This window comes from Microcoleus sp. B7-D4, assembly GCF_036705125.1.
In the GTDB taxonomy this organism is placed as follows: Bacteria; Cyanobacteriota; Cyanobacteriia; order Cyanobacteriales; family Microcoleaceae; genus Microcoleus.
Map to the genome: position 1 here is coordinate 37,299 of NZ_JAUBTT010000047.1, position 13,538 is coordinate 50,836.

Annotated in this window: 13 protein-coding genes; 11 read left to right on the forward strand and 2 right to left on the reverse strand. The window is 47.7% G+C overall.

The features are described 5' to 3' along the window. Complete coding sequence (locus QUB12_RS19410; RefSeq protein WP_333144949.1) at positions 1 to 480, reverse strand: hypothetical protein; 480 nt, start codon at positions 478 to 480, stop codon at positions 1 to 3. Between the two features lie 148 nt (positions 481 to 628). Here QUB12_RS19410 and QUB12_RS19415 point away from each other — a divergent pair, with 148 nt between their 5' ends. The 3 genes from QUB12_RS19415 (at position 629) to QUB12_RS19425 (ending at position 4,866) form a co-directional block, all read left to right on the forward strand. Then, positions 629 to 2,083, forward strand: a complete 1,455-nt coding sequence (locus tag QUB12_RS19415) for a folate/biopterin family MFS transporter (RefSeq protein ID WP_333144947.1) — start codon at positions 629 to 631, stop codon at positions 2,081 to 2,083. Between the two features lie 129 nt (positions 2,084 to 2,212). Beyond that, complete coding sequence (locus QUB12_RS19420; RefSeq protein ID WP_333144946.1) at positions 2,213 to 3,727, forward strand: carotenoid oxygenase family protein; 1,515 nt, start codon at positions 2,213 to 2,215, stop codon at positions 3,725 to 3,727. Between the two features lie 239 nt (positions 3,728 to 3,966). After that, positions 3,967 to 4,866, forward strand: coding sequence for a DUF4436 family protein (locus QUB12_RS19425; protein ID WP_333144945.1), 900 nt, complete (start codon positions 3,967 to 3,969; stop codon positions 4,864 to 4,866). 102 nt (positions 4,867 to 4,968) lie between these two features. Here QUB12_RS19425 and QUB12_RS19430 read toward each other — a convergent pair whose 3' ends face one another. Continuing rightward, positions 4,969 to 5,847 carry an SGNH/GDSL hydrolase family protein gene (locus tag QUB12_RS19430; protein WP_333308027.1) on the reverse strand — a complete coding sequence of 293 codons (879 nt, stop codon included), beginning with the start codon at positions 5,845 to 5,847 and terminating at the stop codon, positions 4,969 to 4,971. Between the two features lie 361 nt (positions 5,848 to 6,208). Here QUB12_RS19430 and QUB12_RS19435 point away from each other — a divergent pair, with 361 nt between their 5' ends. From QUB12_RS19435 to QUB12_RS19470, 8 genes are all read left to right on the forward strand, one after another. Continuing rightward, positions 6,209 to 6,451: a DUF7219 family protein gene (locus QUB12_RS19435; RefSeq protein ID WP_333144943.1), complete on the forward strand. Its 243-nt coding sequence runs from the start codon at positions 6,209 to 6,211 to the stop codon at positions 6,449 to 6,451. 106 nt (positions 6,452 to 6,557) lie between these two features. Further along, positions 6,558 to 7,091: an RDD family protein gene (locus QUB12_RS19440; RefSeq protein ID WP_333144942.1), complete on the forward strand. Its 534-nt coding sequence runs from the start codon at positions 6,558 to 6,560 to the stop codon at positions 7,089 to 7,091. 38 nt (positions 7,092 to 7,129) lie between these two features. Continuing rightward, complete coding sequence (rpmG, locus tag QUB12_RS19445) at positions 7,130 to 7,318, forward strand: 50S ribosomal protein L33 (RefSeq protein ID WP_006631376.1); 189 nt, start codon at positions 7,130 to 7,132, stop codon at positions 7,316 to 7,318. A gap of 95 nt (positions 7,319 to 7,413) precedes the next feature. Further along, positions 7,414 to 7,629 (forward strand): 30S ribosomal protein S18, encoded by a 216-nt coding sequence (gene rpsR, locus QUB12_RS19450; RefSeq protein ID WP_006631377.1) that lies wholly within the window; start codon positions 7,414 to 7,416, stop codon positions 7,627 to 7,629. Between the two features lie 6 nt (positions 7,630 to 7,635). Then, the gene (locus QUB12_RS19455; RefSeq protein WP_333308029.1) at positions 7,636 to 7,911 is read left to right on the forward strand and encodes a hypothetical protein; all 276 of its coding nucleotides are present in this window, start codon (positions 7,636 to 7,638) and stop codon (positions 7,909 to 7,911) included. A 31-nt stretch (positions 7,912 to 7,942) separates the two neighbouring features. After that, a complete protein-coding gene (locus QUB12_RS19460; protein WP_333308030.1) occupies positions 7,943 to 9,949 on the forward strand; it encodes a ribonuclease R family protein in 2,007 nt (668 codons plus the stop codon). A 979-nt stretch (positions 9,950 to 10,928) separates the two neighbouring features. Further along, positions 10,929 to 12,371 carry a 1-acyl-sn-glycerol-3-phosphate acyltransferase gene (locus tag QUB12_RS19465; protein ID WP_333308032.1) on the forward strand — a complete coding sequence of 481 codons (1,443 nt, stop codon included), beginning with the start codon at positions 10,929 to 10,931 and terminating at the stop codon, positions 12,369 to 12,371. A 157-nt stretch (positions 12,372 to 12,528) separates the two neighbouring features. After that, complete coding sequence (locus QUB12_RS19470) at positions 12,529 to 13,416, forward strand: histidine kinase dimerization/phospho-acceptor domain-containing protein (RefSeq protein ID WP_333308033.1); 888 nt, start codon at positions 12,529 to 12,531, stop codon at positions 13,414 to 13,416. Positions 13,417 to 13,538: the final 122 nt, after the last annotated feature.

The following is a 13,538-nucleotide window of genomic DNA, read 5'->3' on the forward strand; positions in this document are numbered from 1 at the left end:
TTATTCTAAAGGTTTCAAAGTAGTAGGATTTTCCCGAGTCGGTTTAATAAAACGGCTGTTCGCCCGCACAAAACAATTACCCTTATCCGTGGAAATCGGCAGCCAAGGTTTGCCCTGAGAGTCAGCAATCATAATTTGATTTGCATTATTTCCCGTCACCGCTTCCAAGCGCTGTCCCCGCCGAAAAACAGTCACCACAGGCCACTGCGAAACATTGTGTTTATTTCTTTCAAACAACTCAGCAGGCGCATCCAAACCGTCTACAGAAATTGAGCGAAATCTCTGAGCCATCCGGCAATTCAACCCTTTAGAATCAGAGTCAACAACCAACCAATTTACCTGCCTGTTGCCCCGCTGTCTCGCAGGCGGCACCGGATAATCACCTTGCCTGTTAGCAACAGGTATTGCTGAGGCTAAATTAGCCCCCATTCCTAACATCCCAGCAACTGCGAGAAAGACAATTCTAATTTCTGCTTTCATTGCTACCCAAAATCCTTTAATTCGAGCTCATCATAATTTTATAGTAGCTGCCACCTCCCCTTCACTTTCGCATCCCACCTCCGGCAGTTCCCGCAAACCATTAAGAATGTGTTATAAATATTGAGATTCATTAAGAAATATTGCTCAAATGCTCGTTTCCCCCTCCGGCGTCAGCAAACTCAAAGAATCTTTAAAAGAAAAAGTATTCTTTGGGAATGAGCCAACCCCCGAACTCATAGCCATCTTACTGATTTACTTCGTCCAAGGCATTCTCGGACTAGCCCGCTTAGCCGTCAGCTTCTTTCTCAAAGACGAACTCGGCATGAGTCCGGCAGAAGTCTCGGCAATGCTGGGCGTCGTCGCCCTGCCTTGGATTATCAAACCCGTGTTCGGCTTCATGTCGGACGGTTTGCCAATATTCGGCTACCGCAGACGCCCTTACATCGTCCTCTCCGGGCTGCTGGGAACTGCAGCATGGGTGAGCCTCGCAACAATTGTACACACACCGCTTGCCACTACAGGGGCGATCGCCCTGAGTTCCCTCTCCCTCGCCGTCAGCGACGTAATCGCCGACTCCCTGGTAGTCGAAAGGGCCAGAAAAGAATCCGTTACCGACGCAGGTTCCCTGCAATCCTTGTCTTGGGGCGCTGCAGCCCTCGGCGGACTAATTACGGCCTACCTCAGCGGTTCCCTGCTGCAACACTTCAGCACTCATACTATCTTTTTAATCACCGCATCTTTCCCGCTAATTGTATCAGCAACAGCTTGGTTAATTGCCGAAGAAAAAACCAACAAAAGAACCGACTTTGAAACAGTCAAAGACCAATTAAAACAACTGCGGCAAGCTGTTACCCAAAAAACAATTTGGCTGCCCACCGCCTTTCTCTTCCTCTGGCAAGCCACCCCAAGCTCAGACTCCGCCTTCTTCTTTTTCACCACCAACGAATTAGGCTTTCAACCAGAATTTCTCGGCCGAGTGCGCCTCGTTACCAGCATTGCCGCCCTCGCCGGCGTCTGGCTGTTTCAGCGGTTCCTCAAAACAGTTCCATTTCGAGTAATTTTTGGCTGGTCAACCGTCATTGCGACTGCTTTGGGCATGACTACTTTATTATTAGTAACTCATGCCAACCGAGCTTTAGGAATTGACGATCAATGGTTCAGCATCGGAGACAGCCTGATCCTGACAGTAATCGGACAAATTGCTTATATGCCGGTGCTGGTACTTTCCGCGCGATTGTGTCCCCCCGGCGTCGAAGCAACTTTATTTGCGCTGCTGATGTCAATCACAAATTTAGCAGGACTTTTGTCCCACGAAGGCGGTGCACTTTTGACCCACTTGCTAGGAATTACCGATCGCAATTTTGATAACCTCTGGCTGCTAGTCATCATCACAAACCTGTCCACACTTCTGCCCCTACCGTTCTTAAATTGGCTGCCCGCCGAAAGCACAGAAAGCGGCGATCCAAACTCTCAAAAGTCTCTTCCCGTATTAGAACCAGAACCGGGCAGTTCCAAACCAGGCGGACAACATTTCATGCCCGAATACTTTCCCGACTTAGTACCCACAGTAAGGTCACAAAGGCGCACAGCAGATAGCAAATAAAGGAAGGCACACACGGATTTTGACACGGATACACGGATGAATTTAACTGTGTTTCCCAATTCTCCTAATTTCCTTCTCTCTGCGCCCTCTGTGTTCTCTGCGGTTAAAAAATTCGCTCCCGTAACACCAATGCAAAACTTACAAATTTCCGCACCTCAAACAGCCGCCCAAAACGTATCATACGATCGCACAGACTGGCAGCGCGGCTACGAATCCCAACCCAACGAATCCGATTACTGGATTGACAACATAGAAGGCGAAATTCCCGCCGGCTTGCAAGGCACATTCTTTCGCAACGGGCCCGGATTATTGGAAGTCAACGGCCAGCGCATCCACCACCCCTTTGACGGCGACGGCATGATTTGTGCGATCGCAATATCCGAAGGCCGCGCCCATTTCCGCAACCGATTCGTCCGCACAGAAGGCTATATCGCCGAACAAAAAGCCGGAAAAATCCTCCACCGAGGCGTTTTCGGCACACAGAAACCGGGGGGCCCGCTTGCCAACATCTTTGATGTCAAAATCAAAAACATTGCCAACACCAACATCATTTATTGGGGCGACAAACTGCTAGCACTTTGGGAAGCAGCAGAACCATACAGACTCGACCCACGCACCCTAGAAACACTCGGCTTAGATACCCTAGACGGCGTTTTACAACCCGGTGAAGCCTTCGCCGCCCACCCCAGAATTGAAAAAGGGAAAAATGGCAAAGGAGACAGATTAGTAAACTTTTCTGTCAAGCCCGGTTTGTCGAGTACCATCACTATTTACGAATTCGACGAAAGCGGCAAACTTTTGCAGCGTCACGCCCATGCAATACCGGGTTTTGCCTTCCTGCACGACATGGTAATTACCCCGAATTACTGCATATTCTTCCAAAATCCCGTCTCATTTAATCCTCTACCATTCGTGTTAGGATTTCGGAGTGCATCCCAGTGCATTAAATTTTCGCCAAACAAGCCAACGCAAGCAATTTTAATTCCCCGCAACGGCACTGACGAGGTGAAGATATTAGAAACCGAACCTTGTTTTGTCTTCCACCACTGCAACGCATGGGAAGAAGGAGACGAAGTTTTTGTAGATTCAGTTTGTTACGAATCATTTCCCACTGTAGAAGCAGACGGCGATTTTCGGGAGATTGATTTTGACAGCGTTCCAGCGGGCGAATTGTGGCGGTTTAAGTTGAATTTGCAAGACAAAACCGTACAGCATCAAGTTGTTGAAACTCGGTGCTGCGAGTTTCCCACTTTGCATCCCAATAATGTCGGACAACCTTACCGATATCTGTATATCGGTGCTGCTGATGCTCCCACTGGAAATGCTCCTTTGCAAGCTATCCTCAAAATGGATTTCGTGACTGGTGAAAGGCAAATTTGGAGTGCGGCGCCGCGCGGTTTTGCGGGGGAACCGGTGTTTGTTCCCCGTGGTTCAGGCGTCTCGCCTGAAGGTGCAACGGCTGAGGATGACGGCTGGCTGCTGCTTTTAATGTATGATGCAGCTAATCATCGATCGACCTTAGTGATTTTAGATGCTCGCGACATCACCAAAGGCCCTGTAGCGCGCTTGCATTTAAAACAGCACATTCCCTACGGTTTGCACGGCAGTTTTACACCAAATGTACTGCTTCCTATCGGTTCGTAGTTGCGCGTTGATTCGCCTGGTTCTTGCGCCGCTCGCCACAGCCCGCCGGGGGTTGAAAACCCCCGGCTCACAGCGAAAGTCCTCTCAAAGAGGACTAAAACCAACATTTATTATCGATCGGGTTTCTTCAGTCGGTTTTAACCGACTGTCTTCTATGAGCCAGGGGTTTAAACCCCTGGCGGACTGCGGAGACTGCGAGAAATACTAACAACAATTTAACACATAAAAATACCTAGTAAATGCAAACTGTCAACAAATTTCCTATCCAAAAACTACTTATTTTAATTTGCAGTATCGTCGTAATCTTGGCAATTATCTTATCTATTTACTCTCACAATGCTAACGCCCAAGAGCCTTATAATTTATCTCCCGAAAGCGCTGTAGCGTCCAAAGGCTTGGTTGAGGTTAAAATGACATTAATTGCCGTTGATCCCATTAAAAACGAATTAGAAGCCCGCTTGCAGTTTGAACTCAAAGGTATTTATAAAAAAGGGCCAACTTACCCGGCTCAAGACTTGTTAATGACAGTTAACGGCGCCAATGTACCGGATTCGGAAATTACCTTTAAAGAAGGCAAACCGATGATTGTCCCTGCATTGAAGTTTAACTTAGTCAAAGGAAAAATTAATAATTATCCGTTTGACAAGCACATTGCTAAAGTAGCTATTTCGATTGACCCGTTGCCTTCGATTGGGAAAAAGTTTGCTCCCTTTGAACTGAATCCCGTGCCGCTGCAATTTAATTTTCATGCCGACGTTCCCGGTTTCGACATCAGTTATAAGCCGATGGAAGAGAATTCATCTATCTTTATTTATATCGATGTTTCTGCAACTCGATCGCTGCCGGTGAAATTCTTTGCGTTAGTGATTATTGTCATCATGTGGGTGCTGTCAATTATGGCGCTTTTGCTAGCATTAAAAGTTATGAAATCTGGCAAGTTGCCGGAAGTGGGAATGCTGAGTTGGACTGCTGTGATGCTGTTTGCTTTTCCCGCTATTCGCAACGCTCAACCTGGGGTGCCACCAGTGGGAACTGCCAGCGATTTCCTTTCGTTTTTTTGGACGGAAATTATAGTTGTGGTGGCGTTGGTGATTATTGGTAGCTGTTGGTTGAAGCGGTATCATCCGCCGATTGAATGATTTTATATTTGAAGAATTTACCCCCTAGACTAATCAGGGGGCTGGTAGCTGGGATACTTTCAAGTAACAGCCAACAGTCAACACGTAACTAAATTCAAAGATTCAATTTGTGACTTCCAAATTCTCAATATCCTTTGCGGGTACGCCCAAACCGCGCAAGATAGTAAAAGCAATAATTCGATATCCCGATGGATTGGGGTGAACTCCATCGGCAGCTAACAAATTCAGAGTTTTGCCCGCGTGCTTTTGATACGTGCCGATAACTTCCCGACAAGGCCCATTCAAATCGATAAACAAGCACTGATTCTGCAAGGCAATTTCTCGCATCGCGGCAATATACTCTTGCAACCTGCGATTTTCTGGGCCGTCGAGATTTTCCCCTATCGGAGTAGGAGAAAGCAGTATAACTCGAATTCCTGCGGCTTTTGCCGCCAGCACCATTTGAGTTATTTTCTCCCGATATTCTGCCAGTGGCACTCCCGTGGGCAACTTGCCTTGCGGATAAAACTGACGGTTTTGGAAGTCAAAGAAAGCGTGCCAAACGTCGTTGACTCCGACATTAATCATTACTAAATCTGGTTTTTGGTCGATCGCATCTTTCTGGAAGCGCGCTTGCATATCAGTCGCCTTGTTACCGGAGATTCCGGCGTTGACGATTTCGATTTGGCGATCGGGATAAAGAGCACTCAGATAGCGTTGCAGCAGCCAAACGTAACCTCCGGGGTATTTCCCTGCCTCGGTGATGCTGTCGCCCACTGTCACAATTTTGCGCTTGCCGGCGAGCACGTTCTGGATTTCTGGTGGGGGCGTTGCTTGGGATACGGGTTCTTTAAACATGGGGATTAAGGAGTGAGGGATGTTGAAGGCGATAATAGCAGTAATTACTGTGATGGCAAGTCTAATTAAAACTTGCCTCAGCCGGGGTTTGGGACGGGGCGATTCCCTTCGGGATAGCTTCGCTTCACGCGCATTGGGAGACATTACGCAGATTCCTACTAAAACTCTAACTATTTATGTCTGCAATAATATTATCCATTTCAGGGGTTTTTGTCACTTATTTCAATAACTCAGTCCTGGACTAACAAAAACCTGGTTTGGACACCCAATCCGAAGTTATAAGCCTTAAGGCAGAAACCTGGTTGTTGACCGCGCCTGCGTAATTTGTATATGTGAAATTACTGAGGTTTTTGTCACCCTCATCTGTCGGTGTAATTGCCATCACAAAAAAAATCGCCAAATGTCACAGGATTTCTGCTAGTTACAGCACAACTTTAGAAGGTAATCCCAGTTTATAATAATATTGATTAGTTCAGGAAACAAGTTTTCATGCGAGGTTAAAGCAATGGTAGCCAATTCAAATTTTTTATATCCTCAAACTCGCTATTACGGTGAAGTAAAGCCAGAGAATTTAGTATTTAATGCGAATTTACAAGAGTTTTCTCAGCGAGTGGGTTACATCAGTTCCTTGACATCTAACGGTAAAATCTCTGTAGAACAGGCATTTACTCAGATACAAGCACTCTGGGAAGAGGTGGAAAACTCGAAAAAGCAGTTGGGAATCGGCGAAAATCCATTTTCCGCTTGAATAATTAGCGGTGGGCTTGGAACTTGAGTTACGCGCCATTGATGCCGATCGATTAATCGAGAGCTTAATATGAAAAAGTAGCTAGTAGCGATCGACCTTTTTGCCTATGAGTTCCGATTTAGTACCCCTCCTTCCCAAAGTATCCGTCGGCCGCCGCGCAGCAGCCTTCTGCATCGACGGAATCGCAGTTTGGCTGCCCAGTTTGCTTCTGGGCAATAATGCGATCGCCCAAACCATATTTTTTGTTTTGCTGTGGCTGATCCTGCGCGTAGCCATCGTCAGGAAAAACCAAGGTCAAAGTATTGGGCGCTGGGCTTTGGACATGAAAGTTGCCGATACCAGATTCCTACGGACTCCCGGAGTGCAAGAACTGTGCAAGCGCGAAGCATTGCTGGGCTTTTGCGCCGCCTTAGCCTTCGCAGGTATAGCTGGGCTCACCTCTACCAACGCCGCCGTCTTGCTGCTGATGCTGCCCCTGGCGATCGACTGTAGCGTTGCCCTCAACTCCGGCGAAAGGTTTCCCCAAGCTTTCCACGATCGCATCGGCGGGACGATGGTCGTCGGAACCCGCCGCGGCTACTCCCTCGACATCAAAGTTAGAAGATTGCTTGACCAAGTGCAGAGCAATGTGAGAAGATAATAAATTGTGTTTAAATTAGTCGAAATTTATTTAGAATTATGGCTAAAGGCGTCCGCATCATAATTACTCTAGAGTGTACTGAGTGCCGTACTAACGTAAGCAAACGCTCAAAAGGCGTGTCTCGGTACACCACCACCAAGAACCGTCGCAACACGACGGCGCGGCTGGAACTCAAAAAGTTCTGCCCCCATTGCAACAGCCACACTGCCCACAAAGAGATCAAGTAGATCAGTGGTCAGTTGTCAGTTGTCAGTTGTTATTGGTCAACAGTCAACAGTCAACAGTCAACAGTCAACAGTCAACAGTCAACAAAAAACAAACCATGACTTACTTTCGCCGGCGCGTTTCGCCCATCAAACCAGGAGACCCGATCGACTACAAAGATGTCGATTTGCTCAAAAAATACGTCACAGAACGCGGTAAAATCTTGCCCCGCCGGATTACCGGTTTGACTGCCAAACAGCAGCGAGACCTGACCAGAAGCATCAAAAGAGCAAGAATTGTAGCTTTGATGCCCTTCGTAAACCAAGAAGGTTAACAGGATTTGGGATTTTGGGTTTTAGATTTTGGACTGGGAATAAGACTTGCGCGAAAACAACGTCTTTCTGCCATTAAAAGTGCAGCAAGAATGCAGCGAAATAATCGTGAAATAGGGTTAAGAGTCGCCGCAGCGCAAGTCTTAATCACAAGTCAAAAGTTAAAAAAAAAGCAAGAAGAAAGAACAACTTTTGAGATTTTAACTTTCACAATTGACCAGAAAAATTGCCAATATCCAAAATCTAAAATCGCAAGCTCGAAACTCGATAAGTGGCTACTGTAAAAATCCAAAATCTCAAATATAAAGCTGGCAAGTGGAGAAGGGAACGTTAGTAGAATTTAGAGTGCACGGCGACCGCCGTCTGGCAGTTGCCGATCGCCCCGACGGCAAGAAAAACTGGGTGGTGGTAGACGAAAACGGTCAACCGCACAGCATACCGCCCAAACAAATCACCTACGAAGTAGTCGGAGAAACTTACAAACCCTCCGATATTCCCAAATTTCTCAAAGAAGTAGAAGCATACTCAGATCCGTCGAGTTTGGAAGTCGCTTGGGAACTTTTAGTCGGTGACGGAGAAACAGCAGATCCCGAATCCCTGGCAAAGCTGTTATTTTCTGAGAGTAGTGCGGCCCAGTGTTACGCGGCTTACTGTTTGTTATCAACAGACAAACTGTATTTTAAACAAAAGGGCGATCGCTACGAACCGCGATCGGCAGCCCAAGTAGCCGAAATCAAACACCAGCAAGAAGTAGAACAGCAGCGACACCAAGAATCCCAAGGATTTTGGGATCGAGTCAAACAGCGGCTGGCAGGAGAAAATGTAGATTGGGAAAATAGCGATCGAACTCGCCTCGACGCCCTAGAACGCTTTGCCCTCCTCGGAGAAGAAGCAACGCACCGCACCCCAGCCTTAGAAACTTTAGCCAGCTTACAACGATCCGAAAACCCCGAAGCAGCCTTTGGCCTCCTAGTCGAGCTCGGCCTCTGGAGTACCCACGAAAACCTGTTTTTGCGGCGCAGCCAAATTCCCCTACAATTCTCCGCAAAGGTATTAGAAGTGGCCCAACGCTGCCTAGAAAATCCCCCAACCGACTCGGACACAAATCGTCTCGATTTAACTCACCTCAAGGTTTACACGATCGACGACGAAAGCACCACCGAAATCGACGACGGCCTCAGCTTAGAATTCCTCGAAAACGGCCAGCAGCGGATCTGGATACACATCGCCGATCCCACCCGCTTGCTTTCCCCCGGAGACGAACTCGACCTCGAAGCCAGAAAGCGCACCACTACGGTTTACCTGCCCACGGGAATGATCCCCATGTTTCCCCCAGCTTTGGCAACCGGGCCGATGAGTTTAATTCAAGGCAAAGAGTGCAGCGCGCTCAGCTTCAGCGTCACCTTAGACGAAATCGGCGCGGCTCAAGATTACAGCATCCACATCAGCACCATAAAACCCACCTACCGCTTGACATACGATGACGTAGACGAAATGCTGGAGTTGGGAATCGAAGCAGAACCGGAAATAGCAGCGATCGCCTCTGCAGCAAAACTGCGGCAAAAATGGCGGGAAGCCCAAGGCGCAATCAGCATTTTCATGCCAGAATCCGTCATCAAAGTCAACGGCGACGACATCAAAATCCACGTCATCGACGACTCCACAGCCCGGATGCTAGTAGCCGAAATGATGATTTTAGCCGGCGAACTAGCCGCCCGCTACGGTCAAGCTCATAGCCTGCCCATACCCTACCGCTATCAGCCACAGCCCGAACTCCCTCCCGATGAAGAACTGCTAGCCGTGCCCGCAGGCCCCGCCCGCGCTTGCGCCGTGCGCCGCTGTATGCCTCGCAGCGAAATGGGGCTGACCCCCGGACGCCACGCGGGCTTGGGTTTGGAATTATACACTCAAGTTACTTCCCCGATCCGCCGCTATACCGACTTGCTGGCTCACTTCCAAATCAAAGCCCATCTGCGGGGCGAACCACTGCCTTTTTCGGCCCAAGAAATACAGGACATTGTGATGTGTCTCGGCACCGCAGTTAAAGAAGCATCCACCGTCGAACGCCAAACTAACCGCTATTGGGGATTGGAATATTTGCGGCGCAACCCCGATGAAGTTTGGGAAGCTTTAATGCTGCGCTGGCTGAGGGAAGACAGCAATCTCGGATTGATTTTATTGGAAGATTTGGGTTTAGAATTGGCAATGCGATTTGGTCGATCGGTGGCAATAGGCGATCGGCTAGAAGTCAAAGTCACCCACTGCGATCCGCGATCGGATGTCATTAACTTCCAGGAAATGATATTTGAAGCCGCACAATAGGATTTTAGATTTTAGATTCTAGATTTTAGAGTGCAAAAATCTGCGTTGAAGGCTGGAACTGAGGATAAATCTCGTTTTTAGTCGAGTTTCTGACCGAAAGCATCCAGGATACAAGCCCCCGAATTTATCCGTCCAGAAATAAAAAATGTGTATCCGATGAAACTTGCCCCCCGAATTTATCCGTGGGGTCAATGCTTCAATCCTTTAATCTAAAATCTAAAATCTAAAATCTAAAATCGATTGACCCCCTACTCCCCCTTGTCAAGGGCAGGGGGTTGACACTCTCCGGGCTAAAGCCACGGAGATTCTTAAGACTTAAGTCTTAAACGCGCTGTCAAATCGCATCTACACGCTCGAAACAACTACTTGCACGAGAAGTATTGCTGTTGCGCTTACTTTTGTTTTTAGATCGCTTTCTGATTCCATCAATAATCCAGTTAGGTACGCTCAACGACTCACTATTACGTGTTTGGACAGGCTCGGCATTGCCGAGTAGCGATCCAACCCAGGAGTTTCACCTTATGAAATCGTTTCAACACGTAGATGGTTGTTCTTACTTGCCTGTCTAAATTATAAACTTTAGCTGAGGATTTATTAGATATTTTAACAAAGTTTTATAATTAAAGCCGTCAAGCTTATGACGGGGCTTCAAACCCCATTTTTTGGTGAAAAAGATGATGGTTTCATATCGAGTCCTGTAAAATAATCCTAATTCTTGTGTGGGCGGGTTCACCCCCAAGTTGTAATATAAGCCAGAAATCCCGTAAACCCGCCCCGAACAAAATATTGTGGTCGATCGACTCGACATGATATCCGATCCGTGACGGGCAATACTTTTGACCTTAAGTTGACACGCCCTGCTATCTCCTCTCTTCCTCTGTGTCCTCTGCGTCCTCTGCGGTTAATAAAAAAAACATTAGCATTGTAAAAATTGGCAGTTTTTACCGCAGCCTAGTAATCTAAAATTTAAAATCGCAAAATGCCCAATTCAATTAGCCAAGTTCAGCCGCCGCTGGAATTCATACCCCCAGCCTACAACCCGCTAGTGATGCAAGGTTGTAAGCAAATATTCCCCTGGTGGCTGCGATTTCGGACGAATATCAGCCACATTCAAGCCGAAAACGTCGAAACCCTCGCCGAACTATTCCACCAATTTCAAAATCAGAAAGTTCGCTTCTTGCTAGCCTTCCGCCACCCCAACTCAGACGATCCCTACTGTTTGGGACAACTAATTTGGAAACTCGTTCCCCAGGCGGCGCGGGCCAAAGGCATTCCCCTGCAATTCCCGGTACATTCCCACTTTATCTACGATCGCGGCATTCCCCTGTGGGCCGGTGCTGGAGTCGGCTGGCTGTATTCCCAACTCGGTGGCACTCCGATCGTTCGCGGTAAAATCGATCGCGTCGGATTGCGATCGGCCCGCGATTTATTTGTCAACAGCCAATTCCCGATCGCCGCCGCCCCAGAAGGCGCCACCAACGGTCACAATGAAATAGTTAGCCCCCTCGAACCGGGAATTGCTCAAATGGGCTTCTGGTGCGTTGAAGATTTGCTAAAAGCCGGACGCACTGAAAAAGTTTTAATTGTGCCGATCGGCATTCAATACCGCTATGTCAATCCACCTTGGCAACCCCTAGAAAAACTTTTAACTCAATTAGAAATTGATTGCGGACTGCCGCCATTAGAACGCACCGATCTCGCTAATTTAGAGACCACAAATCCAGCTCCCGACAACCAAAATCACCAATTCCAATATCTGCGCCTGATTCGACTGGGTAGCCATTTACTGTCAGTAATGGAAGAGTTTTACAGCCGTTTTTATCATAAAGAAATACACCCAGAAACATCTATTTTAACCTCATTATCGCTCCCCAACAAAACGGGAAATGATTCTGGCAATGAAGTAATGATGGCTCGACTGAAAGCACTGTTAGACGTGGGTTTGCAAGTAGGAGAAGAATATTTCAACTTAAAGCCCAAAGGCAGTTTAATAGACCGCTGCCGCCGTCTTGAACAAGCAGGCTGGGAGTATATTTATCGAGAAGATATCAAAGATATTGCAGCACTTTCTCCCTTAGAAAGAGGATTAGCCGATCGCCTCGCTGAAGAAGCAAGTCTTCGGATGTGGCACATGAGACTTGTAGAAAGTTTCGTGTCCGTCACTGGCAGGTACGTCGAAGAAAAGCTAACAGCAGAACGTTTGGCCGAAACAACTTTACTGCTGTGGGACGTACTGGCTCGCATCAAAGGGGGAAATCCTTTCGGCCGCCCCAAGTTGGGCAAACAGCAGGTACAAATGACCGTGGGCGAACCGATATCAGTGAGCGATCGTTGGGAGGGATATCAAACCAGCCGCAGGTTAGCAGTTGCCGAACTCACTCAAGACTTGCAATCAGCTTTAGAAGCAATGATTAAATCTTAATTAGTCAGATAAGGAAGAGCTTCCTGCGAAGAAGGAATATATATTTTTCTTCACTAGGTTTTTTTGTGGTGAATTATAAACAGATTGTTATAAACTTTGGGAATAGGTCTAATGAACCGCAAACGCTCGATCGACAATGAACCAATAAAAATTACCAATGACTAACAAACCTATCGATTTGTCTACTAACTCAATTAAGGTAAAACTGCTAAATAATTTAGCGCAGGAATTGCTCACACCGCTCACTTCTGTCCTCGGCATGGCAAGCGTGTTGAAACAAGAAATTTATGGCCCATTAACGAGCAAGCAAAAAGAATATATTGACGTGATCCAAGACAGCAGCCGCTCTTTGCGATCGCTAGTTGAAGAAATTTTGGAACTGGCAGAACTAGATGATTCCGCTTTCACCTTGAAGCGAACCGCAGTCGATATAGAAACTTTGTGCCAGCAGGTTGTGACAATCCTGTCCTCGGCGACAAGTAGACGAGAGCAAGAAATTAATTTGTCGATGGGGCCCGGAGCGCGCATCTGGTTGGTAGATAAAGATAAGGTTCAGCAAATGCTGCACCACTTAATTTTTAGCATTATTCAATCTGCTGGGGCAGGCAGCGTGATTCGAGTCCACGTTTCTCGGAAAGAAGACGGTATCAACATCGGAGTTTGGGTTTTTCATCCTTGGTTAGGGGAAAGTTTACCCCATGCTCAACTCTACACCGACTACTTGTTGAAGGTCGGATCGGGTAGCGGTTCGCCATCGAACTCCGAAACCGACTCCCCCGGACTCGAACCGCAACTCCCGACACAGGGTGTGCAGCGATTAACGCTGGCGTTTTCTGAGTTGGCGGCTTTGGTGGCCCAGAATGCCGAGGATAGCGCACCGGTGTTAGCTGGTTACGGGGCCAGGGAACGCTTGGGGCTGCTGCTTTGCTGCCAATTGGTGGAAATTCAAGGCGGTCAACTCTCAATTCAAGGAACCCCGGAATCTGGATATCGCTACGTGCTCTGGCTGCCCTGCACAAATGCTACGGAATTGTTGGAAGGATGAAGTTAGTTGACTGTTGACAGTTGGCAGTTGGCAGTTGACAGTTGGCAGTTGGCAGTTGGCAGTTGGCAGTTGGCAGTTGGCAGTTGGCAGTTGGCAGTTGGCAGTTGGCAGTTGGCAGTTGG

Bases quoted from the DNA above. Each gene is read 5' to 3' on its own strand.
- QUB12_RS19410 (WP_333144949.1), bottom strand. From the start codon at position 480: ATGAAAGCAGAAATTAGAATTGTCTTTCTCGCAGTTGCTGGGATGTTA.
- QUB12_RS19415 (WP_333144947.1), top strand. From the start codon at position 629: ATGCTCGTTTCCCCCTCCGGCGTCAGCAAACTCAAAGAATCTTTAAAA.
- QUB12_RS19420 (WP_333144946.1), top strand. From the start codon at position 2,213: ATGCAAAACTTACAAATTTCCGCACCTCAAACAGCCGCCCAAAACGTA.
- QUB12_RS19425 (WP_333144945.1), top strand. From the start codon at position 3,967: ATGCAAACTGTCAACAAATTTCCTATCCAAAAACTACTTATTTTAATT.
- QUB12_RS19430 (WP_333308027.1), bottom strand. From the start codon at position 5,847: ATGTCTCCCAATGCGCGTGAAGCGAAGCTATCCCGAAGGGAATCGCCC.
- QUB12_RS19435 (WP_333144943.1), top strand. From the start codon at position 6,209: ATGGTAGCCAATTCAAATTTTTTATATCCTCAAACTCGCTATTACGGT.
- QUB12_RS19440 (WP_333144942.1), top strand. From the start codon at position 6,558: ATGAGTTCCGATTTAGTACCCCTCCTTCCCAAAGTATCCGTCGGCCGC.
- rpmG (WP_006631376.1), top strand. From the start codon at position 7,130: ATGGCTAAAGGCGTCCGCATCATAATTACTCTAGAGTGTACTGAGTGC.
- rpsR (WP_006631377.1), top strand. From the start codon at position 7,414: ATGACTTACTTTCGCCGGCGCGTTTCGCCCATCAAACCAGGAGACCCG.
- QUB12_RS19465 (WP_333308032.1), top strand. From the start codon at position 10,929: ATGCCCAATTCAATTAGCCAAGTTCAGCCGCCGCTGGAATTCATACCC.
- QUB12_RS19470 (WP_333308033.1), top strand. From the start codon at position 12,529: ATGACTAACAAACCTATCGATTTGTCTACTAACTCAATTAAGGTAAAA.